Source organism: Mycobacterium palustre (assembly GCF_002101785.1).
Taxonomy (GTDB): Bacteria; Actinomycetota; Actinomycetes; order Mycobacteriales; family Mycobacteriaceae; genus Mycobacterium; species Mycobacterium palustre.
On the sequence record NZ_LQPJ01000152.1, the window covers coordinates 22,411 to 43,278 of the forward strand.

The window sequence follows — 20,868 nt, forward strand, 5'->3', positions numbered from 1 at the left end:
GCCGCACCCTGCGCCCATGCCGCTTGTCGGTGGGCAGGCATATCATTTCGAACATGAGTTCGACCACCCGCGAGCAGGTCCGGAAGGACTTCGATGCGCTGCACACCGCCGTGTCGCGGGTCGTCGAGCACGAGTACGACGCGTTGACCACGCCGGAGCGCCTGGCGTTGCTCGAGCGGCTCGAGCAGGAGACGCGCAGGTTGCGCGTGCCGGGGCATGCGCTGATCAATCAGCTGGGCGAGCAGGCCGGGCCCGCCGAGCTGGGTGGCAGGTTGTCCCACGTGGTGGCCGATCGGCTGCGGATCACCCGCAGCGAGGCCACCCGGCGGGTGGCGGAGGCCGCCGACTTGGGGCCGCGGCACGCGTTGACCGGTGAATCGCTAAAGCCGCGGCTTGCGGTCACCGCGGCGGCCGAACGCGCGGGCCAGGCCGGCGCGGCCCACGTGGCGGTGATCCGCCGGTTTTTGGAGGGGCTGCCGGGCTGGGTGGACGCGGCGACGCGGGAACGCGCCGAGGCCGACCTGGCCGGCTTGGCCGCCCAGTATCGTCCCGAGCAGGTGCGCGACTGGGCCGATCTGATCACCTATTACCTCAATCCCGACGGCGACTACACCGACGAGGACCGTGCCCGCCGCCGCGGGCTGACGCTGGGCAAGCAGGGCGCCGACGGCATGTCGGAGCTGCGGGCGCTGCTGACCCCGGAGGCCCGCGCCACCCTCGAGGCGGTGCTGGCCAAGACCGCCGCCCCGGGGATGTGCAATCCCGATGACGACGCCCCCGTCGTGGACGGGCCGGCCGATGCCGAGGCGGTGCGCCGCGACACTCGCAGCGCACCCCAGCGCAACCACGACGGCCTCAACGCCGGCCTGCGCCCGCTGCTAGCCGGCGGAAACCTGGGCCAGCACAACGGGTTACCGGCATCGATCATCATCACCACCACGCTGGCCGACCTTGAAGCGGCCGCCGGCAAGGGGCTGACCGGCGGGGGCACCCTGCTGCCGATGTCCGATGTCATCCGGATGGCCCGCCACGCCCACCAGTACCTGGCGATCTTCGACCACGGTGAGCCGCTGGCGCTGTATCACACCAAGCGGCTCGCCTCACCGGCCCAGCGAATCGTCTTGTACGCCAAGGACCGCGGCTGCACCCGTCCCGGCTGCGACGTGCGGGGCTACTGGTGCGAAGTCCACCACGTCGAGGACTGGGCCACCACGCGGCGCACCGACGTCGACAAACTCACCTTCGCCTGCGGGGCCGACCACCCCCTGGTCCAACCCGGCGGCTGGACCACCCGAAAACGCCACGACGGCACCATCGAATGGATCCCCCCGCCCCACCTCGACTACGGCCAGCCCAGAACCAACACCTTCCATCACCCCGAAAAGCTCCTGCCCGGCAACGAAGACGGCGGCGACGACGAAAGCCGCGAGGGCGAAGACGGGGCGGCGTGATCGAACCGGGCACACGCCCCAACGGTCAGCGCGGGCTAAACCTGCGACCCTCTTGGTCAATGAGGCGTCGCCAGTGTTCGTTGACGTGGTCCGTTTGACGCTCGAGCGGGGGCCTGGGCACGCGAGCGGCGTGTGACGGGTCGGCACCGAGGAAGTCCAAGACCCGCGCGATCTCGCCGCGATGGTCCGCGTCGAGATCTTCGTAGCGGACCATCAGGACCTGACAGCGCCGGGTGGTGAAGTAGTCGGTCCATGCCGCCTGTTCGGCGTCGAGGCCGCGTTCTATCGCGACGATCTGCTCGTACGTCGGTGCCAGGGCGGTGAGATCGAACGCGCCCCGGGCGGCCGCGGGCCGGGCGAGGTAGAGGCCCCAATGGCGGCCCGTGCGCGACGAGCCGGAACATGAAACCACTCGTCGGTGGCCCCGGCGCGAAACAGCGATATCGCTTGCGCGCGCCGATCGGCCCGGACGATATTGACGAAAACGGCTGCGGGGAAGAGAAATTCGATTGCCGCTCCCGGATCGCCCCGGACGCCGTTCTCCGTCGCCGCGAACGCCATCACGGTGGCCAGGTAGTCGCGCCAGGAGCAATCCCCCGGCAGCTTCAGATCTTGCTTAGACGCCCCGATGTGGTCGGGCGTGAAGTACTCCTCGGGCCGGCCGGCCACCCCGGTCGCCACGAGGCCGGCGGCCAGCAGCGAACTACCCGAACGGGGCGTGGAGGCGATGACGTAGGTGGTGTGCCTCCTAACCGTCGACCCTCCCGGATCCGGTCGAACAGCAGGTTAATCTAACCGGGCTCCCGCGCCGCCGATCCGACCGCGTCGCCGAGCGAGGCGAACCCGCCGTCGTGCAGGCGTCGGGCAATGCCATCGTGAATGTGCTTGGGCCACAAGCCCCCTCCGTAGATGAAGCCCGTGTAGCCCTGCAGCAGCGACGCGCCCGCGGTGATCCGCTCCCAGGCGTCGTCGGCGGTCTCGATGCCCCCGACGCTGATCAGCACCAGGCGGTCGCCGACCCGGGCGTAGAGCCGACGCAGCACCTCGAGCGCGCGGCGCGCCACCGGCGGCCCGGAGATGCCGCCCGGGCCCAGCCGGTCGACGCCGGGTGTGGTTAGGCCCTCCCGCGACACCGTGGTGTTGGTGGCCACAATCCCCGCCAAGCCCAATTCGACTGCGAGGTCAGCGATCTCGTCGATGTCGGAGTCCGGGACATCCGGCGCGATCTTGACCAGCACCGGGGTCGACGTCTCTGCCAGCACACCCGACAGGATGGGCCGCAGGGCCTCGACGGCCTGCAGGTCGCGCAGGCCCGGCGTGTTGGGGGAGCTGACGTTGACCACCAGATACGACGCCAGCGGGCCGACCAGGCGGGCGCTGGCCCGATAGTCGTCGACCGCGTCGGCGGCCGGCGTGGCCTTCGTCTTGCCGATGTTGACCCCGATCGGCACCTCGGGGCGGTGCCGCGCCAGCCGCAGCGCCAGTTCGCCGGCACCGTGGTTGTTGAACCCCATGCGGTTGAGCAGGGCCCGGTCGGCGGGCAGCCGGAACAGGCGCGGGGCCGGGTTGCCGGGCTGCGGGTGTGCGGTGACGGTCCCGACCTCGGCATAGCCGAAGCCCAACGCGCCCCAGGTCAGCAGGCCGGCGCCGTCCTTGTCGAAACCGGCGGCCAGCCCGAGCGGCCCGGGGAACCGCACCCCGAACACCGTGCTGGCCAGCACCGGATCGGAAGGTGCAAGCAGCCGGCGCAGCATCCGCCGCTGCGCGGCGAGGGCCGTGCCGCCGCGCAGCAGGGCGAAAACCAGCGTGTGGATGCGCTCGGGCGGGATCAGAAACAACAGCCGGCGTAGCAGCCGGTACATCACAACTCCGGCTGGTCGGGCCGCCGGCTTTGAGCGCGGGTTTTCTTGCGGCGCAACAGGACCCGTCTACTGCCGTCGGTGTAGAGGCGCACCCGGGTCAGTTCCCAGCCGCGGTATTCGGCCTCGATGGACAGCCGCGTGGACGCGCTGAGCCGGGTGACCTCCGGCGGCAGCCGTAGCGGGATCCACTCGTAGTCGTCGGACATCTCGGTGTCCCAACCCGCCGGCAGCCGGCTCCAGCGCGCCGCGGTCAACGCCCACCCGCCGCGTGCTCGACGATCTGAACGCCCGCACCCGACCCCGACACCACGTACAAGGTGTCCGACGCTTCGTCAAAGGCCAGCGAGTTGGGTTGCTGCACGGTTGGGTATCGCACCCTTTCGACGGGGATTCCGGTTGACAGATCGTAACCAATGACCGTGTTCGCACCGGTCTGGGACACCCAGGCGAGCTCGCGCGATCCGGCCAGGCCGTAGGGGGCCTGCCGCACCGGGAATGCCTGACGCAGGATCAGCGGGTCGACGCCGTAGACCAGCAGCTGGCCCCCGCGGGTGTCGGCGACCAGCACCCGGTTCAGGGGATCCGCCGCCAGGGTGGTCGCACCCTCTCCGGCGCGCAGCGCCTGTTCGACGCGCCCGTTCGGCCCGATCGTCGTCACCGAGGTTTGGCCGCGGTCCAGCACGACGGTCGTATCTCCTTGCGCGGCAATGCTATCCACGCGCGCGAAGATCTTGTTCCGGCTGCCGATGGTGGCGGTCTTAATCGTCTCGGGTGTCCGCGAGGCAAGGGTGTAGACGGCACCGTCGTCGCTGCCCAGCACCAGCGTCCCGTCGGCGCGGTGCGCGATCGCGGTGAAATCGGTCTGCTGGGCGTTGGCGACCGGTACCCGCGTCGCGCGGCCGGCGGACAGGTCGACGGCAAAATAGCCGCCGCGGGTGGCCAGGAAGGCCGTGCCGCGGCCGTCGCCGGTCAGCGCGGTCGCCGGGCCGGGCAGGGCGATCACGCGCGGCGCGGCGTGCGAGTCAGCGAACTCGGCGAGGCTGGCCGGCGCTTGCGCGTCGGCGCCGGGGGACAACACGGCAAGCTGGCGGGTGCTGGCGTCGAAGATCGCCGCTGCGGGCTGGCCCGCCAGGGGCCGCACCACGCCGGCCGGGCGCTGCGCCGCCGGAGGTGACTGGGCGGCCCGCGCCGGCTCGATCGTGGGCGGGGCGCCACTGAGCGGATTCCGGGAGCCCCCTGCACAACCGCCGATCAGCGCCAGCAAAGGCAGCACCGCCACGACGGACGCGAGAAGTGCTTTTTTGTCGCGCCCACGTTGGTTCAGCAACGATTCTCCCTGGCGGTGTCGAATAAAAGCCGTCGAGTGAAAGTCGAATTCTAAGGAACGGTTTCGCATCCAAGATGGCCAAGTTGCCTGTATCCGGTCGCGCTGGAGAGGTATGGTCGCGTCATGACCGTCACCGCTGACCGGCATACCGCAGCTACAGAGTTTGCTGTCGAGGACCTCACGACAGGCATCTTCGCCAGCGGGTACGGACAAGTCGGTGATGGACGCAGTTTTTCGTTTCACATCGAGCATCGCTCGCTCGTCGTCGAGATTTACCGCCCGCGCCTGAATGGGCCGGTTCCACAGGCCGAAGACGTCGTCGCCAGGGCGGTCCGCAGCCTGGTCGACCTCGATCTCACCGACGAGCGCAGCCTGACCGCGGCGGTCCGCGACTCGGTCGCCCACGCGGTCTCCGTCCACCGCTAATCGGCCTCCGTCCCCACCGCCCGGACCGGGTACGGTCGTCGTCGTGACTGCGGTTCCGGCGCGATGACCGTCATCCTGTTGCGGCATGGCCGCTCCACCTCGAACACCGCCGGGATCCTGGCCGGGCGTTCCGAGGGCGTCGACCTCGACGACAAGGGCCGCGAGCAGGCCGCCGGGCTGATCGATCGGATCGGCGATCTGGCGATCCGGGCGGTGGTCACCTCGCCGCTGCTGCGCTGCCGGCGCACGGTCGAGCCGCTGGCCGAGGCGCTGTGCCTCGAGCCGCTGATCGACGACCGGCTGGCCGAAGTGGACTACGGGGAGTGGACGGGCCGCAAGATCGGCGAGCTGACGAAGGAGCCGTTGTGGGGGGTCGTCCAGGCCCACCCCAGTGCGGCGGTGTTCCCCGGCGGCGAGGGCCTCGCGCAGGTGCAGGCGCGCGCCGTGGCCGCCGTGCGCGAACACGACCGACGACTGGCCGAACAGCACGGCGGCGACGCGCTCTGGGTGGCCTGCACCCACGGGGACGTCATCAAGTCCGTCGTCGCCGACGCCTACGGCATGCACCTCGACGGGTTCCAGCGGGTCACCGCGGACCCGGGGTCGGTCAGCGTCATCCGATACACCCCGTTGCGCCCGTTCGTGTTGCACGTCAACCACACCGGTGCGCGGCTGGCGGCCGCGCTGCGCGCCGGGCCACCGCCCAAGGACGAGCGCAAGGACGAGCGCACGGACCAGTCCACCGACGGACAGGCTCAGCGTGAGCCGAAGGACGAGGCGAAAACCCCGCCGGCGGAAGCGGTGCCGTCCGGCGACGCGGTGGTCGGCGGATCGACTGATTAATTCCGCTGAGGGCGGGCAATCGAATCGCACGGCGACGGCAACAGCCGGTATTTTGGAGGTGCCATGGCCCGCGCAATTCATGTCTTTCGCACACCCGACCGCTTCGTGGCCGGGACCGTTGGGCAGCCCGGCAACCGCACCTTCTACATCCAGGCGGTGGGCGACTCCCGGGTGGTGTCCGTGGTCCTGGAGAAGCAACAGGTCGCGGTGCTCGCCGAACGCATCGGTGCGCTGCTGCTCGAGGTGAACCGCAGGTTCGGCACGCCCGTGCCGCCCGAGCCCGCCGAGGTCGAGGACCTCAACCCGTTGATCACACCGGTCGATGCGGCGTTTCGGGTCGGCACGATGGGGCTCGGCTGGGATTCGGAGGCCCAGACCGTGGTGGTCGAGTTGCTGGCGGTCACCGACGCCGAGTTCGACGCCTCGGTGGTGCTCGACGACACCGAGGAGGGCCCAGACGCGGTGCGGGTGTTCTTGACGCCGGAGTCGGCGCGGCAGTTCGCCACCCGCTCCAACCGCGTCATCTCGGCCGGGCGTCCGCCGTGCCCGCTGTGCGACGAACCGTTGGATCCCGAGGGCCACATCTGCGCCCGCACCAACGGCTATAGGCGCAGCGCGCTGCTCGGGCCCGACGATGACGCCGAGGAATAGCGGGGCTGACGAGCGCGAGGTGTTGCGGGACGGCGAGCTGACAGTCCTCGGACGCATCCGCTCGGCCAGCAACGCCACCTTCTTGTGCGAGTCGACGCTCGGCGAATCCAGCGTGCACTGCGTTTACAAGCCGGTTTCCGGTGAAGCGCCGCTGTGGGACTTTCCCGACGGGACGCTGGCCGGCCGCGAGCTTGGCGCCTACCTGGTGTCGACGCAGCTGCGGTGGAACATTGTGCCCTACACCGTGATTCGCGACGGGCCGGCTGGTCCCGGGATGCTGCAGCTGTGGGTGCAGCAGCCCGGGGACGCGGCCGATTGTGATCCGCGGCCGGGCCCGGATCTGGTCGACCTGTTTCCCGCCAACAAGTTGCAGCCGGGCTACCTGCCCGTGCTGCGCGCCTACGACTACGCCGGCGACGAGGTCATCCTGATGCACGCCGACGACGCGCGGCTGCGGCGGATGGCGGTGTTCGACATCTTGGTCAACAACGCCGACCGCAAGGGTGGCCACATCCTGTTCGGCGTCGACGGCCAGGTGTACGGCGTCGACCACGGCGTGTGCCTGCACGTGGAGAACAAGCTGCGCACCGTGCTGTGGGGCTGGGCCGGTAAGCCGATCGACGACGAGACCTGCGAGGCGGTGGCCGGGCTCGCCGAGGCCCTCACCGGGGAGCTCGGCGACGAGCTGGCCGGGCACATCACGCGCGCCGAGGTCGCGGCGCTGCGCCGCCGCGCGTACGCGCTGCTGGCCAATCCGGTCATGCCCGGGCCCAACCGGCACCGGCCCATCCCGTGGCCGGCGTTTTAGCGGCGATCGCAAGCGCGGCGGAGCCGGGCGCAGCGGGTCGGCGCGTGGGGGTTGTGCGGCGATCGCAAGCGCGGCGGAGCCGGGCGCAGCGGGTCGGCGCGTGGGGGTTGAGCGGCGATCGCAAGCGGGCCGGGTCCGTCGGGGATACTGAACCGGTGACGTCGGCCGCGGATGAGATGAGCGATGCCGCGTTGGCCGCCGATCTCGCCGCGGAGGCGGGGGAGTTGCTGCTTAAGGTGCGCGAGGAGATCGGCTTCGGCCACCCGTGGGCGCTGGGCGACGCCGGTGACAGCCTGGCCAACGCGCTGATCCTGAAGCGGCTGCGGGAAGCGCGGCCCGCCGATGCGGTGCTCAGCGAGGAGGCCCACGACGACCTGTCCCGGCTGAACCACGACCGCGTCTGGATCATCGACCCACTGGACGGCACCCGCGAGTTCTCCACGCCGGGCCGCGACGACTGGGCGGTCCACATCGCGCTGTGGCAGCGCCCGACCGACGGCCAGCGCGAGATCACCGACGCGGCCGTATCGCTGCCGGCCCGCGGCAACACCGTCTACCGCAGCGACACCGTGAGCGACGGCGCCGCACGCGTCGGCGTGCCGCACACGTTCCGGATCGCCGTCAGCGCCACCCGGCCACCGGCGGTGCTGCACCGCATGCGGCAGCGGCTTCCAATTCAGCCGGTGGCGATCGGCTCGGCGGGCGCCAAGGCGATGGCGATCATCGACGGGGACGTCGACGCCTACGTGCACGCCGGCGGCCAGTGGGAATGGGATTCGGCGGCCCCGGCCGGGGTGGTGATGGCCGCGGGCATGCACGCGTCGCGGCTGGACGGTTCGCCGCTGCGCTACAACCAGCTTGACCCGTACCTGCCCGACTTCGTGATGTGCCGGGCCGAGCTGGCGCCCATCCTGCTCGAGGCCATCCGCCAGGAATTTCGCTGATCCCGCCCGCGTTTAGAGTCGACGTTATGCGGTCCTGGTCTTGTGCGGACGTGCCGGCGGTGCCGGGACGCGGCCCCGAGTTGCGGCTGTATGACACCTCCGACCGGCAGGTGCGCCCGGTGGCGGCCGGCCGGAAGGCCACGATGTACGTCTGCGGGATCACCCCCTACGACGCCACCCACCTCGGTCATGCGGCCACCTACCTGGCCTTCGACCTGGTCCACCGGCAGTGGCTGGACCTCGGCCACGACGTCCACTATGTGCAGAACGTCACCGACGTCGACGATCCGCTGTTGGAGCGCGCCGCGCGCGACGGCGTCGACTGGCGCGACCTCGCCGAGCGCGAGGTCGCCCTGTTCCGCGAGGACATGGCGGCGCTGCGGGTCCTGCCGCCGCGCGAGTACGTCGGGGCGACGGAGGCCATCGCCGAGGTGGTCGAATTGGTCGAGAAGATGTTGGCGTCGGGGGCCGCCTATGCCGTCGAGGACGAGTACCCGGACGTGTACTACCGGGCCGACGCGACGCCACAATTCGGCTACGAGTCCGGCTACGACCGCGACACCATGCTGCGGCTGTTCGCCGAGCGCGGCGGCGACCCCGACCGCCCGGGCAAGACCGACGAGCTCGACGCCCTGCTGTGGCGGGCGGCGCGGCCCGGCGAGCCGAGCTGGCCCTCGCCGTTCGGCCCGGGCCGGCCCGGCTGGCACGTCGAGTGCGCCGCGATCGCGCTCAGCCGCATCGGCAGCGGTTTGGACATCCAGGGCGGGGGCAGCGACCTGATCTTTCCGCACCACGAATTCACCGCCGCGCACGCCGAATGTGTCCGCGGGGAGCGCAGATTCGCCCGGCATTACGTGCACGCAGGGATGATCGGCTGGGACGGGCACAAGATGTCCAAGAGCCGCGGCAACCTGGTTTTGGTGTCGGCGCTGCGCGCGCAGGGAGTCGAGCCGACCGCCATTCGGCTCGGCCTGCTGGCCGGCCACTACCGCGCCGACCGGTTCTGGAGCCAACAGGTGCTCGACGAGGCGATCGCCCGGCTGCGGCGCTGGCGCGCCGCGACCGCCCTGCCCGCCGGCCCGGACGCCACCGATGTCATCGCCCGGGTGCGCCAATACCTGGCCGACGATCTGGACACGCCCAAAGCGCTTGCGGCCCTTGACGGTTGGTCCACCGACGCCCTGGAGTACGGCGGCCACGACGCCGGGTCGCCGGCGCTGGTGGCGACCGTCGTGGATGCGCTGCTGGGAGTCGAGCTTTAGGAGCGCTCCTTCGACGCCGTCGAACCGGAGGGGTACGTTCGCGGCCATGACGTCACTGCACGGCGAAACGTCACTGCACGGCAAAGTTGTGTTCATCACCGGTGGCGCGCGGGGGATCGGGGCCGAGGTCGCCCGTCGGCTCCGCAACAGGGGCGCCAAACTGGTGCTGACCGACCTCGACAAGGCCGGGCTGGAGGCGCTGGCGTCCGCGCTCGGCGAGGATCACGTGCTCACGGCGGTCGCCGACGTGCGCGACCTGCCCGCCATGCAGGCCGCCGCCGCCCGGGCGGTCGAACGCTTCGGCGGCATCGACGTCGTGGTCGCCAACGCGGGCATTGCCAGCTACGGATCGGTGCTCCAGGTCGATCCCGAGGCGTTCAAACGGGTGCTCGACGTCAACGTGCTCGGCGTTTTCCACACCGTCCGCGCCACCCTGCCCGCGCTCATCGAGCGCCGGGGCTACGTGCTCATCGTGTCGTCGCTGGCCGCGTACGCGGCGGCCCCGGGATGGGCGCCCTACAACGCGTCCAAGGCTGGCGTCGAGATCTTCGCCAACGCGCTGCGGCTGGAGCTGGCCCACCGCGGGGTGGGTGTCGGCTCGGCGCACATGTCGTGGATCGACACCGCCCTGGTCCGTGACACCAAGGCCGACATCCCCGCGTTCGCCGAGCTTCTCGCGCGCCTGCCGTGGCCCCTGAACAAGACGACCACCGTGGACCGGTGCGCCGATGCGTTCGTCAGGGGCATCGAGGGCCGCCAGGCCCGCATCTTCTGCCCGCGCTGGGTGGGCCTGTTCCGCTGGCTCAAGCCGGTGCTGTCGACGCCCGTCGGCGAAGCGCCCATCCGCAAGACCACCGCCGAACTGCTGCCCCGCATGGACGCCGAGGTCGCCGCGCTCGGCCGCTCGATGTCGTCGTTCAACGTCGGGTCGGTGCCCCGACAGCGCGACTAGCGGGGTTATTTGCGCCGGCGACGCAGGTAGCGCTCGAACTCCGCGGCCAGCGCGTCGCCGTCGATCTTGCCCAGGGCCTCGTTCATGTCGACCTCGGCGTCGCCGCGCTGCTCCAGCGACGCCACGTATTCGGCCAGGTCCTCGTCCTCGGCGGCCATCTCGGTGATCGCCTGCTCCCACTCCTCGGCCTGCGCCGGCAGGTCACCCAGCGGAACCTCGATGTCGAGCACGTCTTCGACGCGGCGCAGCAAGGCCACCGTCGCCTTGGGGTTGGGCGGGCTGGACACGTAATGCGGCACCGCCGCCCAGAACGTCACCGCCGGGATGCCGGCGGCGACGCAGGCGTCCTGAAACACCCCGGCGATCCCGGTCGGGCCCTCGTAGCGGGTCTCCTCGAGGCCGAAGCGTTTCGCCGACTCGGGGGAGTAGGCCGCGCCGGAGACGGGCACGGGACGGGTGTGCGGGGTGTCGGCCAGCAGGGCGCCCAGGATCACGACGGTGTCGACGTTGAGCTTGTCGGCGATGGCCAGCAATTCGGCGCAGAAGGTGCGCCAGCGCATGTTCGGTTCCACCCCGTGCATCAGCACGACGTCGCGGTCGCTGCCCGGGGGGCGGCAGTGCGTGATTCGCATCGCTGGCCACACCAGTTCCCGGGTGACCCCGTCGACCTGGCGGATCACCGGGCGATTGACCTGGTAGTCGTAGTACGCCTCGTCGTCGATCTCCACGATCGGGTCGGCTTCCCAGATCGCGTCGAGGTGCTCGAGCGCGTCGCTGGCCGCGTCGCCCGCATCGTTCCAGCCCTCGAACGCCGCCACGACGACGGTGTTGTGCAGTTCGGGCAGCGCGCCTTTGCCAAAGGGTGGGCCAGCGGGCGGGGTCACAGACTCAGGGTACGGCCTTCGGCCCGGCGGGGATGCGGTCGCGCGTCCTGGCCGGCATCGGTCGACCCACCGGGTCAAGACTCACCGGGTCAAGACTCACCGGGTCAGGAAGAAATACGTTCGGTTGCAAACTTGTTAACGTGGGTAACTATCTCCTGGCCGACAACATTGGCGAGCGGTCGATTGGGGTGGGCGTCCAGACGTCGGGTGACAACGTAGACTTTTCACCGTCGAGAGGCGTTGCAACGGTCCCGGTTCCCCGCCGGTGACCGCCACGCTCGGCAGACTCAAGGACGCCTTCCGTAACGGAAGGAATGCGCGTGACCTCCAATGAGGTAAAGATCAGCCCAGAGCCGAACATCCGCCCGGACTGCGCCGAGGAACTGACGGCAGTGCTGCGCCAGCGCATCATGGTGATCGACGGCGCGATGGGCACGGCGATCCAGCGGGACCGGCCGGACGAGGCCGGCTACCGCGGCGACCGGTTCACCGAGTGGCCGACCGCCCTTCAAGGCAACAACGACCTGCTCAACCTGACGCAGCCGCAGATCATCGACGGCATCCACCGCGAGTACCTCGAGGCGGGCGCCGACATCATCGAAACCAACACGTTCAACGCGAACGCGATCTCGCTGTCCGACTACGACATGTCGGACTTGGCCTACGAGCTGAACTACGCCGGCGCCGCCCTCGCCCGCAAGGCGGCCGACGAATACAGCACCGCGGACAAACCCCGTTACGTGGCCGGAGCGATCGGGCCGACGACGCGGACCGCGTCGATCTCGCCGGACGTCAACGACCCCGGGGCCCGCAACGTCTCCTACGACCAGCTGGTCGCCGCCTACCTCGAAGCCGCCAACGGCCTGGTCGACGGCGGTGTCGACCTGCTCATCATCGAGACGATCTTCGATTCGCTCAACGCCAAGGCGGCGGTGTTCGCCGTGGAGACGCTGTTCGAGGAGCGCGGCCGCCGCTGGCCGGTGATCATTTCGGGCACCATCACCGACGCCTCCGGGCGGACGCTGTCCGGCCAGGTCACCGAGGCGTTCTGGAACTCGATCCGGCACGCGCGGCCGATCGCGGTCGGCCTCAACTGTGCGCTGGGCGCGCCGGAGATGCGGCCCTACATCGCCGAGATGTCGCGGATCGCGGACACCTTCGTCTCCTGCTACCCGAACGCCGGCCTGCCCAACGCCTTCGGCGAATACGACGAGTCCCCCGAGCGTCAGGCGAGCTACATCGCCGACTTCGCCGAGGCCGGCCTGGTCAACCTGGTCGGCGGTTGCTGCGGGACGGCGCCGCCGCACATCGCCGAGATCGCCAAGGTCGTCGAGGGCAAGCCGCCGCGCGAGGTGCCGCAGCTCCCGGTGGCGACCCGGCTCTCGGGCCTGGAGCCGCTCAACATCACCGACGATTCCCTGTTTGTGAACATCGGTGAGCGCACCAACATCACCGGCTCCGCGCGGTTCCGTAACCTGATCAAGGCCGGGGACTACGACACCGCCCTGTCGGTCGCCCTGCAGCAGGTCGAGGTCGGTGCGCAGGTCATCGACATCAACATGGACGAGGGCATGATCGACGGCGTCGCCGCGATGGACCGGTTCACCAAACTGATCGCGGCCGAGCCGGACATCAGCCGGGTCCCGGTGATGATCGACTCCTCCAAGTGGGAGGTCATCGAGGCGGGCCTGAAGAACGTGCAGGGCAAGCCGATCGTCAACTCGATCTCGTTGAAGGAGGGCGAGGAGAAGTTCGTCCGCGAGGCGCGGCTGTGCCGCAAGTACGGCGCCGCCGTCGTCGTGATGGCCTTCGACGAGCAGGGCCAGGCCGACAACCTGGAGCGTCGTAAGGAGATCTGCGGGCGCGCCTACCGGATCCTGACCGAAGAGGTCGGCTTCCCGTCCGAGGACATCATCTTCGACCCCAACTGCTTCGCGCTCGCGACCGGCATCGAGGAACACGCGACCTACGGGATCGACTTCATCAACGCCTGCGCCTGGATCAAGGAGAACCTGCCGGGCGTGCACATCTCCGGCGGGATCTCGAACGTGTCGTTCTCGTTCCGGGGCAACAACCCGGTACGCGAGGCGATCCATTCGGTGTTTTTGTTCCATGCCATTAAGGCCGGCCTGGACATGGGCATCGTCAACGCCGGCGCTCTGGTGCCCTACGACTCGATCGACCCCGAGCTGCGCGAGCGCATCGAGGACGTCGTCCTGAACCGTCGCCCGGACGCGGCCGAACGACTCCTGGAGATCGCCGAACGGTTCAACAGCTCCGAGAAGGCCGACGACCCGGCGGCGGCCGAATGGCGATCCTTGCCGGTCCGCGAGCGCATCACGCACGCCCTGGTCAAGGGCATCGACGCCCACGTCGACGACGACACCGAGGAGTTGCGGGCCGAGATCGCCGCCGCGGGAGGGCGGCCGATCGAGGTGATCGAGGGCCCGCTGATGGACGGGATGAACGTCGTCGGTGACCTGTTCGGCTCGGGCAAGATGTTTTTGCCCCAGGTGGTGAAGTCGGCCCGGGTGATGAAGAAGGCCGTCGCGTACCTGCTGCCGTTCATCGAGGCCGAGAAGGAGCAGAACGGTACCGCCGACTCAAAGGACACCAACGGCACGATCGTGATGGCGACGGTCAAGGGCGACGTCCACGACATCGGCAAGAACATCGTCGGGGTTGTGTTGCAGTGCAACAACTTTGAGGTGATCGACCTCGGGGTGATGGTGCCCGCCGAGAAGATCCTGGCGGCGGCCGACGAATACGATGCGGACATCATCGGGTTGTCCGGCCTGATCACGCCGTCGCTGGACGAGATGGTCAACTTCGCCGCCGAGATGGAACGCAAGGGGCTGCAGATCCCGCTGCTGATCGGTGGCGCGACCACCTCGCGCGCCCACACTGCGGTGAAGGTGGCGCCGCGTCGCAGCGGTCCGGTGGTCTGGGTCAAGGACGCGTCCCGGTCGGTGCCGGTCGCCGCCGCGCTGCTCGACGACAAGCAGCGGCCCGCCCTGCTGGAGGCCACCGAGAAGGATTACGCGTCGCTGCGCGAACGGCACTCGCAAAAGAACGAGCGCCCGATGCTGACCCTGGAGAAGGCCCGCGCGAACCGGACGCCGATCGAGTGGCACGGCTACACGCCGCCGGTGCCCGCTATCGGTGCGCGAATACGGGAATTTCAGGACTACGACCTCGCCGAGTTGCGCGAGTACATCGACTGGCAGCCGTTCTTCAACGCGTGGGAGATGAAGGGCCGCTTCCCCGACATCCTCAACAACCCCGCCTCGGGCGAGGCCGCCCGCAAGCTGTACGACGACGCGAGTGAGATGCTCGACACCCTGATCAAGGAGAAATGGCTGACGGCCAACGGGGTGATCGGGTTCTTCCCGGCGAACGCGGTCGGTGACGACATCGAGGTCTACACCGACGACACCCGCACCGAGGTGCTGACCACGCTGCACAACCTGCGCCAGCAGGGCGAGCACCGGGACGGCGTCCCGAACCGGAGCCTCGGCGACTACGTTGCGCCCAAGGCCACCGGCCTGGCCGACTACGTCGGCGCGTTCGCCGTCACGGCGGGGCTGGGCAGCCAGGAGAAGATCGCGGAGTTCAAGGCCGCCCTCGACGACTACAGCGCGATCCTGCTGGAGTCGCTCGCCGACCGGTTGGCGGAGGCCTTCGCCGAACGGATGCACCAGCGGGTCCGCAAAGAGTTCTGGGGATTCCAGCCCGACGAGCAGTTGGACAACGACGCGCTCATCGACGAGAAGTACGTGGGAATCCGCCCAGCCCCCGGCTATCCGGCGTGCCCGGACCACACCGAGAAGGTGACGCTCTGGAAGTTGATGGACGTCAAGGCGCGCACCAGCATCGAGTTGACCGAGTCGATGGCGATGTGGCCCGGCGCCGCCGTCAGCGGCTGGTACTTCTCGCACCCGCAGTCGCAGTACTTCGTGGTCGGCCGGGTGGCCCAGGACCAGGTCGCCGACTACGCCAAGCGCAAGGGCTGGACTTTGCAGGAGGCCGAGCGCTGGCTCGCCCCCAACCTCGGCTACAACCCGGAGGACTGAGCCCGCGACCGGACGGAAACCGCCGTGACTTCGCTCGGCGCCGCGTGACACAATCGCTGGCCGTGAAGACCTTCGAGGATCTGTTCGCCGAACTCGGCGAGCGCGCCCGCACCCGCCCGCCCGGCAGCGCCACGGTCGCCGCGCTGGACGGCGGCATCCACGGGCTGGGCAAGAAGATCCTGGAGGAGGCCGGCGAGGTGTGGCTGGCCGCCGAACACGAGCCCGACGACGCTTTGGCCGAGGAGATCAGCCAGTTGCTGTACTGGACGCAGGTGCTGATGGTCGCGCGCGGCCTGTCCCTCGACGACGTCTACCGGAAGCTGTGAGCATGCTGCGGGTGGCCGTCCCCAACAAAGGCACGCTCAGCGAACCGGCCACCGAGATTCTCACCGAGGCCGGATACCGCCGCCGCACCGATTCCAAGGACCTGACGGTCATCGACCCCGTGAACCAGGTCGAGTTCTTCTTCTTGCGGCCCAAAGACATTGCGGTGTACGTGGGTTCAGGACAGCTGGATTTCGGCATCACCGGCCGCGACCTGGTGCTCGATTCCGACGCGCCGGTGCGCGAGCGCCTCGCGCTGGGATTCGGCTCGTCGAGCTTTCGCTACGCGGGCCCGGCCGGGCGGGATTGGACTACGGCGGACCTGGCCGGAAAGCGGATCGCCACCGCCTATCCCAACCTTGTCCGGAAAGACTTGGCGGAGAAGGGGATTGAGGCCACCGTCATCAGGCTTGATGGCGCGGTGGAGATTTCGGTGCAGCTCGGGGTGGCCGATGCCATCGCCGACGTGGTGGGATCGGGGCGAACCCTGAGTCTGCACGATCTGGTGGCCTTCGGTGAGCCGCTGTGCGATTCGGAGGCGGTGCTGATCGAGCGGGCCGACGAGGGTGGCCAGGCAAGCCAGGCCGCGCGCGATCAACTGGTGGCGCGGATTCAGGGCGTGGTCTTCGGTCAGCAGTACCTGATGCTCGACTACGACTGCCCGCGGTCGGTGCTTGAGAAGGCCACGTCCATCACGCCGGGGCTGGAGTCGCCGACCATCGCGCCGCTCGCCGAACCGGATTGGGTGGCGGTCCGCGCGCTGGTGCCCCGCCGCGGCGTCAACGAGATCATGGACCAGCTCGCCGCGATCGGCGCCAAAGCGATTCTGGCATCCGACATTCGATTCTGCCGATTCTGATCGACGCCTTGCTGTGTTAGCGTCCGCCTAGTGCCGCTGGAACGACCGCCGTAAAAACCGACGCCCGTGGCATCTTCACGGGCCGTCACGCTCTACCGTTGCCGGGCTGTTCTTCCCCAGGAGGGTCTTCATGACACACGTCGTTATCGTGCTGTTGGCTTTACTCATCGGCGTCGTCGCCGGGTTGCGATCGCTGACGGCACCCGCCGTGGTCGCCTGGGGCGGCTTCCTGGGGTGGATCGACCTGCACGGCACGTGGGCGTCCTGGGTGGCCAGCATCATCACGGCCATCGTCCTGACCGTCCTGGCCATCGGCGAGCTCGTCAACGACAAGCTACCCAAGACGCCCGCCCGCACGGCGGCGCCGATCTTCGCTGTCCGGATCATCACCGGCGGGTTTGCCGGCGCGGTGCTCGGCGCATGGCCGCACTGGACCTTCACCGCGCTCGGCGCCGGCATCATCGGCGCGGTGCTCGGCACCCTCGGCGGCTATCAGGCGCGCAAGCGGCTGGCCGCCGCGGCCGGTAGGGACTTGCCCATCGCCCTGCTCGAGGACGCGGTCGCGGTCTTGGGCGGGTTCGCGATCGTCGCGATGACGGGTCACGTGCTGACGGAGTACCTGCTGACGGCCGTCAAGTGAGCCAGTAAGTGAGCGAGCATTTCGACGCGATCATCGTCGGGGCCGGGCAGGCGGGGCCCCCGCTCGCCGGCCGGCTGACCGACGCCGGGCAGCGCGTCGCGATCATCGAGCGCAAGCTGGTCGGCGGCACCTGCGTCAACACCGGCTGCATCCCCACCAAGACCCTGGTGGCCAGCGCGCACGCGGCCCAGCTGGCCCGCCGCGGCGCCGAGTACGGTGTCGGGACCGGTCCCGTCAGCGTGGACATGGCCAAGGTCAAGGCGCGCAAGGACGACATCATGCTGGCCGACCGCAGGGGCGTCGAAAGCTGGCTGGAAACCATGGAGGGCTGCACTCTGGTGCGCGGCCACGCCCGCTTCGAAGACCCCCACACCGTCGGCGTGAACGGCGAGCGCCTGCACGCCGACCGGATCTTCCTCAACGTCGGTGGCCGCGCCGTGGTGCCGGACGTCCCGGGGCTGTCGGACATCGACTTCCTCACCAACGTGTCGATCCTCGAACTCGACACGCTGCCAACGCATCTCGTCATCCTCGGCGGCAGCTACATCGCGCTGGAATTCGCGCAGATGTACCGGCGCTTCGGGGCCCGGGTCACCGTCGTCGAGCGGGGACCGCGGCTGGCGTCCCGCGAGGACGAGGACGTCTCGGCCACCGTCAGGGAAATCCTGGAGGCCGAAGGGGTCGAGGTCGTCGTCGGCGCCGACGACGTGCGAATCATGAAAAAAGACAACGGTTTCGAGCTCACGCCCGCTGCCGGCGCGACCCCCATCGCCGGCAGTCACCTGCTGGTGGCGGTGGGGCGGCGCCCCAACACCGACGACTTGGGCCTCGACGCCGCCGGGGTGCGGACCGACCCGCGCGGCTACATCGTGGTCGACGACCAGCTGCGGACCAACGTCGAGCACATCTGGGCGATGGGCGACTGCAACGGCAAGGGCGCGTTCACCCACACCTCGTACAACGATTTCGAGATCGTCGCCGCGAACCTGCTAGACAATGACCCGCGCCGCGTGAGCGACCGCATCCCAACCTATGCCCTCTACATCGACCCGCCCCTGGGCCGCGCCGGCATGACCGTCGAGCAGGTCCGCGCCTCGGGCCGCAGGGCGCTGCTGGGCAAGCGGCCGATGACCCGCGTGGGCCGGGCGGTGGAAAAGGGTGAGACGCAAGGGTTTATGAAGGTGATCGTCGACGCCGACACCGACGAGATCCTGGGGGCCGCCGTCTTCGGGGTCGGCGGGGACGAGGCGATCCACGCCGTCTTGGACGTCATGTCGGCCAAGGCGCCGTACCCGACGCTGGCGCGCACGATGCACATCCACCCCACCGTCAGCGAGCTGATTCCCACCGTGCTGCAGGAAATGTCGCCGCTATAGCTAGGCGGCCGGCTGGGGCGGGGCCGAAACAGGCTGCGCCGGCAGGTCATCCGGCCAGCCCGGGTAGGGCGGCGGGGTGCCGCCGAAGCTCGGGCAGAGTTGCTGGTGTGAGCACCAATCGCACAGCCGCGACGGGCTGGGCCGGAAATCGCCTGTGGGAGCGGCCCTTTGGATGGCCTGCCAGATCGCCATCAGCGTCTTCTCGAAGCGCAGCAGCTCGTCGCGGTCGGGGGCGTAGTCCAGCATCTGGCCGTCGGCCAGGTAAATGATCCGCAGCCGGGTGGGCAGCACCCCGCGCGACCGCAGCAGCGCCACGGCATAGAACTTCATCTGGAACATGGCCTTGAACTCGGCCAGCGCTCGCGCTTCCGGGGGCGCCTTGCCGGTCTTGTAGTCGACCACCCGCAGCTCGCCGGTGGCCGCGACGTCGATGCGATCGATGAACCCTCGCAGCAGCGTCCCGTCGGCGAGTTCGACCTCCACCCGCTGCTCGCAGCTTTCCGGGTCGAACCGCGTCGGGTCTTCCAGCCGGTAATAGCCGGACAGCAACGCGCGGGCCTCGGTCAGCAGTTCGGTTCGCTGCACCGGGTCCAGCTCGGCGGCCAGGCCGGGCTCCGCGGCGATCACCTGCTCCCAGGCGCGGTCGACCAGCGATAGCGCCGCGGCGGGGCCGCGGGAGGCCGCGGGCAGACCGTAGAGCCGTTCCAGCGCGGCGTGCACCAACGAGCCCCGCAGCTGCGCGGTCGACGGCGCCTCGGGCAACCGATCGATCGCCCGGAATCGGTACAGCAGCGGGCACTGCTTGAAATCGGCCGCCCGCGACGGCGAGAGCGCAGGCCGTGCGCGTCCCTCCAGCTGGTCGGTCATGGTCGCAGCGTAGAACCGGGCGCCGACAACCCCCAAGCACCGCCGCGGCGAGTCGGCTGGCACGCTAGACGGCGTGCCAGCAACCGGTCCGTTCGCCGCCGGCGAACGCGTCCAACTCACCGACGCCAAGGGCCGGCACTACACGATGTCGCTCACCCCCGGCGCCGAATTCCACACCCACCGCGGCTCGATCGCCCACGACGCGGTGATCGGGCTCGAATCGGGCAGCGTCGTCAAGTCCAGCAACGGCGCGCCGTTCCTGGCGCTGCGGCCGCTGCTGGTCGATTACGTGATGTCGATGCCGCGCGGCCCGCAGGTCATCTACCCCAAGGACGCCGCGCAGATCGTGCACGAGGGTGACATCTTTCCGGGCGCGCGGGTGCTCGAGGCAGGGGCCGGATCCGGGGCGCTGACCTGTTCGCTGCTGCGTGCGGTGGGCGCCGCCGGGCGGGTGGTCTCGTATGAACAGCGCGCCGACCACGCCGAACACGCCCGCCGCAACGTCGACGTCTTCTTCGGCGGGGCCCCCGAGAACTGGGAGCTGATCGTCAGCGACCTCTCCGACTCCGAGCTGCCCGACGGTTCCTTCGACCGGGCCGTGCTGGACATGCTGGCGCCGTGGGAGGTGCTCGACGCTGCCGCGCGGCTGCTCATCCCCGGCGGCGTGCTGATGGTCTACGTGGCCACCGTGACCCAGCTGTCGCGGGTCGTGGAGGCGCTGCGCGCCCAGCAGTGCTGGACCGAACCGCGGGCGTGGGAGACCCTGCAGCGCGGCTGGAACGTCGTCGGCCTGGCCGTGCGGCCGCAGCATTCGATGCGCGGGCACACCGCGTTCCTGATCTTTGCGCGACGGCTCGCTCCCGGGGTCATCGCGCCGGCGCCGCTGGGCCGCAAACGCGAGGGCCGCGACGGCTAGCCACCGTCGCTAGCCACCGTCGCTAGCTGTCGTCGCTGCGGTGCAGGCCGCGTCGCACCGAAAGCAACTCGAACTCCGGGTGCGCGGCCACCAGTCGCTCGGCGCGGTCGAGCACGTCGACGGCGTGGCCGCGGTCGCCGGACACCAAGGACACCCCGATGCCGGCCCGACGGTGCAGATCCTGCGAACCGGTCTCGGCCGCCGACACGCTGAACTTGCGCTGCAGCTCGGCGACCACCGGACGGATCACCGACCGCTTCTGCTTCAGCGATCGCACGTCGCCCAGCAACACGTCGAACTCCAGCCAGCCGATCCACATCGAATCAGCCGGGGGGCGTCATCGACGGGGCCTGAGAGGGGGCCGGCTCGGGTGGCGGCCCTGGAGCCGCGGGCGGCGCGGGGG

At 69.7% G+C, this 20,868-nt stretch carries 21 protein-coding genes and 1 pseudogene; 14 read left to right on the forward strand and 8 right to left on the reverse strand.

Annotated features, from left to right (window positions below; all coding sequences use genetic code 11):
- Positions 1–53 precede the first annotated feature (53 nt).
- Positions 54–1,451, forward strand: a complete 1,398-nt coding sequence (locus AWC19_RS27265; protein ID WP_085081187.1) for an HNH endonuclease signature motif containing protein — start codon at positions 54–56, stop codon at positions 1,449–1,451.
- A 25-nt stretch (positions 1,452–1,476) separates the two neighbouring features.
- Here the strand turns inward: AWC19_RS27265 and AWC19_RS31010 are convergent, their stop codons facing one another.
- The 5 genes and pseudogenes from AWC19_RS31010 to AWC19_RS27290 all read right to left on the reverse strand — a co-directional run bounded on the left by AWC19_RS31010 (position 1,477) and on the right by AWC19_RS27290 (position 4,640).
- Positions 1,477–1,863, reverse strand: a complete 387-nt coding sequence (locus tag AWC19_RS31010) for a Stf0 family sulfotransferase (RefSeq protein ID WP_158090943.1) — start codon at positions 1,861–1,863, stop codon at positions 1,477–1,479.
- 197 nt (positions 1,864–2,060) lie between these two features.
- Positions 2,061–2,180 (reverse strand): annotated as a pseudogene (locus AWC19_RS31335) (Stf0 family sulfotransferase); the annotation flags it as partial.
- 62 nt (positions 2,181–2,242) lie between these two features.
- A complete protein-coding gene (locus AWC19_RS27280; RefSeq protein WP_085081189.1) occupies positions 2,243–3,313 on the reverse strand; it encodes a quinone-dependent dihydroorotate dehydrogenase in 1,071 nt (356 codons plus the stop codon).
- Complete coding sequence (locus AWC19_RS27285; RefSeq protein ID WP_085081190.1) at positions 3,313–3,567, reverse strand: DUF5703 family protein; 255 nt, start codon at positions 3,565–3,567, stop codon at positions 3,313–3,315. The genes AWC19_RS27280 and AWC19_RS27285 overlap by 1 nt, the downstream gene beginning before the upstream one ends.
- Positions 3,564–4,640, reverse strand: coding sequence for a YncE family protein (locus AWC19_RS27290; protein WP_211285013.1), 1,077 nt, complete (start codon positions 4,638–4,640; stop codon positions 3,564–3,566). The genes AWC19_RS27285 and AWC19_RS27290 overlap by 4 nt, the downstream gene beginning before the upstream one ends.
- 123 nt (positions 4,641–4,763) lie before the next feature.
- Here AWC19_RS27290 and AWC19_RS27295 point away from each other — a divergent pair, with 123 nt between their 5' ends.
- From AWC19_RS27295 to AWC19_RS27330, 7 genes are all read left to right on the forward strand, one after another.
- Entirely contained in the window at positions 4,764–5,066 is a 303-nt protein-coding gene (locus AWC19_RS27295) for a hypothetical protein (RefSeq protein ID WP_085081191.1), read from the forward strand.
- 63 nt (positions 5,067–5,129) lie between these two features.
- Complete coding sequence (locus AWC19_RS27300) at positions 5,130–5,909, forward strand: histidine phosphatase family protein (protein ID WP_085081192.1); 780 nt, start codon at positions 5,130–5,132, stop codon at positions 5,907–5,909.
- A gap of 63 nt (positions 5,910–5,972) precedes the next feature.
- Entirely contained in the window at positions 5,973–6,560 is a 588-nt protein-coding gene (locus AWC19_RS27305; protein WP_085081193.1) for a DUF3090 domain-containing protein, read from the forward strand.
- On the forward strand, positions 6,544–7,368 hold the full coding sequence (locus AWC19_RS27310; RefSeq protein WP_085081194.1) for an SCO1664 family protein: 825 nt from the start codon (positions 6,544–6,546) through the stop codon (positions 7,366–7,368). Before AWC19_RS27305 ends, AWC19_RS27310 begins: the two co-directional genes overlap by 17 nt.
- Positions 7,369–7,544: 176 nt before the next feature.
- Positions 7,545–8,312 (forward strand): 3'(2'),5'-bisphosphate nucleotidase CysQ, encoded by a 768-nt coding sequence (locus tag AWC19_RS27320; RefSeq protein WP_085081196.1) that lies wholly within the window; start codon positions 7,545–7,547, stop codon positions 8,310–8,312.
- 26 nt (positions 8,313–8,338) lie between these two features.
- On the forward strand, positions 8,339–9,574 hold the full coding sequence (gene mshC / locus AWC19_RS27325; RefSeq protein ID WP_085081197.1) for a cysteine--1-D-myo-inosityl 2-amino-2-deoxy-alpha-D-glucopyranoside ligase: 1,236 nt from the start codon (positions 8,339–8,341) through the stop codon (positions 9,572–9,574).
- A gap of 46 nt (positions 9,575–9,620) precedes the next feature.
- Positions 9,621–10,526, forward strand: a complete 906-nt coding sequence (locus AWC19_RS27330; RefSeq protein ID WP_085081198.1) for an SDR family oxidoreductase — start codon at positions 9,621–9,623, stop codon at positions 10,524–10,526.
- A 5-nt stretch (positions 10,527–10,531) separates the two neighbouring features.
- Here AWC19_RS27330 and AWC19_RS27335 read toward each other — a convergent pair whose 3' ends face one another.
- Positions 10,532–11,410, reverse strand: coding sequence for a PAC2 family protein (locus AWC19_RS27335; RefSeq protein ID WP_211285014.1), 879 nt, complete (start codon positions 11,408–11,410; stop codon positions 10,532–10,534).
- 410 nt (positions 11,411–11,820) lie between these two features.
- On the opposite strand from AWC19_RS27335, the gene metH reads away from it, so the two are divergent.
- The 5 genes from metH to AWC19_RS27360 all read left to right on the forward strand — a co-directional run bounded on the left by metH (position 11,821) and on the right by AWC19_RS27360 (position 18,682).
- Positions 11,821–15,483, forward strand: a complete 3,663-nt coding sequence (gene metH / locus AWC19_RS27340) for a methionine synthase (protein WP_372508553.1) — start codon at positions 11,821–11,823, stop codon at positions 15,481–15,483.
- Positions 15,484–15,527: 44 nt separating this feature from the next.
- The gene (locus tag AWC19_RS27345) at positions 15,528–15,809 is read left to right on the forward strand and encodes a phosphoribosyl-ATP diphosphatase (RefSeq protein ID WP_085081200.1); all 282 of its coding nucleotides are present in this window, start codon (positions 15,528–15,530) and stop codon (positions 15,807–15,809) included.
- 2 nt (positions 15,810–15,811) lie between these two features.
- Positions 15,812–16,666, forward strand: a complete 855-nt coding sequence (hisG, locus tag AWC19_RS27350; protein ID WP_085081201.1) for an ATP phosphoribosyltransferase — start codon at positions 15,812–15,814, stop codon at positions 16,664–16,666.
- Between the two features lie 130 nt (positions 16,667–16,796).
- Entirely contained in the window at positions 16,797–17,306 is a 510-nt protein-coding gene (locus AWC19_RS27355; protein ID WP_085081202.1) for a DUF4126 domain-containing protein, read from the forward strand.
- 8 nt (positions 17,307–17,314) lie between these two features.
- Entirely contained in the window at positions 17,315–18,682 is a 1,368-nt protein-coding gene (locus AWC19_RS27360) for an FAD-containing oxidoreductase (RefSeq protein ID WP_085081203.1), read from the forward strand.
- Here AWC19_RS27360 and AWC19_RS27365 read toward each other — a convergent pair whose 3' ends face one another.
- Positions 18,683–19,549: a RecB family exonuclease gene (locus AWC19_RS27365; protein WP_085081204.1), complete on the reverse strand. Its 867-nt coding sequence runs from the start codon at positions 19,547–19,549 to the stop codon at positions 18,683–18,685.
- A gap of 73 nt (positions 19,550–19,622) precedes the next feature.
- On the opposite strand from AWC19_RS27365, the gene trmI reads away from it, so the two are divergent.
- A complete protein-coding gene (trmI, locus tag AWC19_RS27370) occupies positions 19,623–20,465 on the forward strand; it encodes a tRNA (adenine(58)-N(1))-methyltransferase TrmI (protein ID WP_085081205.1) in 843 nt (280 codons plus the stop codon).
- Positions 20,466–20,487: 22 nt separating this feature from the next.
- Here trmI and AWC19_RS27375 read toward each other — a convergent pair whose 3' ends face one another.
- Positions 20,488–20,784: a DUF503 domain-containing protein gene (locus tag AWC19_RS27375; protein WP_085081206.1), complete on the reverse strand. Its 297-nt coding sequence runs from the start codon at positions 20,782–20,784 to the stop codon at positions 20,488–20,490.
- Positions 20,785–20,868: the final 84 nt, after the last annotated feature.

Coding starts and splice junctions, on each gene's coding strand:
- AWC19_RS27265 (WP_085081187.1), top strand. CDS start 54: ATGAGTTCGACCACCCGCGAGCAGGTCCGGAAGGACTTCGATGCGCTG.
- AWC19_RS27280 (WP_085081189.1), bottom strand. CDS start 3,313: ATGTACCGGCTGCTACGCCGGCTGTTGTTTCTGATCCCGCCCGAGCGC.
- AWC19_RS27295 (WP_085081191.1), top strand. CDS start 4,764: ATGACCGTCACCGCTGACCGGCATACCGCAGCTACAGAGTTTGCTGTC.
- AWC19_RS27300 (WP_085081192.1), top strand. CDS start 5,130: ATGACCGTCATCCTGTTGCGGCATGGCCGCTCCACCTCGAACACCGCC.
- AWC19_RS27305 (WP_085081193.1), top strand. CDS start 5,973: ATGGCCCGCGCAATTCATGTCTTTCGCACACCCGACCGCTTCGTGGCC.
- AWC19_RS27310 (WP_085081194.1), top strand. CDS start 6,544: ATGACGCCGAGGAATAGCGGGGCTGACGAGCGCGAGGTGTTGCGGGAC.
- AWC19_RS27320 (WP_085081196.1), top strand. CDS start 7,545: ATGAGCGATGCCGCGTTGGCCGCCGATCTCGCCGCGGAGGCGGGGGAG.
- mshC (WP_085081197.1), top strand. CDS start 8,339: ATGCGGTCCTGGTCTTGTGCGGACGTGCCGGCGGTGCCGGGACGCGGC.
- AWC19_RS27330 (WP_085081198.1), top strand. CDS start 9,621: ATGACGTCACTGCACGGCGAAACGTCACTGCACGGCAAAGTTGTGTTC.
- metH (WP_372508553.1), top strand. CDS start 11,821: ATGGTGATCGACGGCGCGATGGGCACGGCGATCCAGCGGGACCGGCCG.
- hisG (WP_085081201.1), top strand. CDS start 15,812: ATGCTGCGGGTGGCCGTCCCCAACAAAGGCACGCTCAGCGAACCGGCC.
- AWC19_RS27355 (WP_085081202.1), top strand. CDS start 16,797: ATGACACACGTCGTTATCGTGCTGTTGGCTTTACTCATCGGCGTCGTC.
- AWC19_RS27365 (WP_085081204.1), bottom strand. CDS start 19,549: ATGACCGACCAGCTGGAGGGACGCGCACGGCCTGCGCTCTCGCCGTCG.
- AWC19_RS27375 (WP_085081206.1), bottom strand. CDS start 20,784: ATGTGGATCGGCTGGCTGGAGTTCGACGTGTTGCTGGGCGACGTGCGA.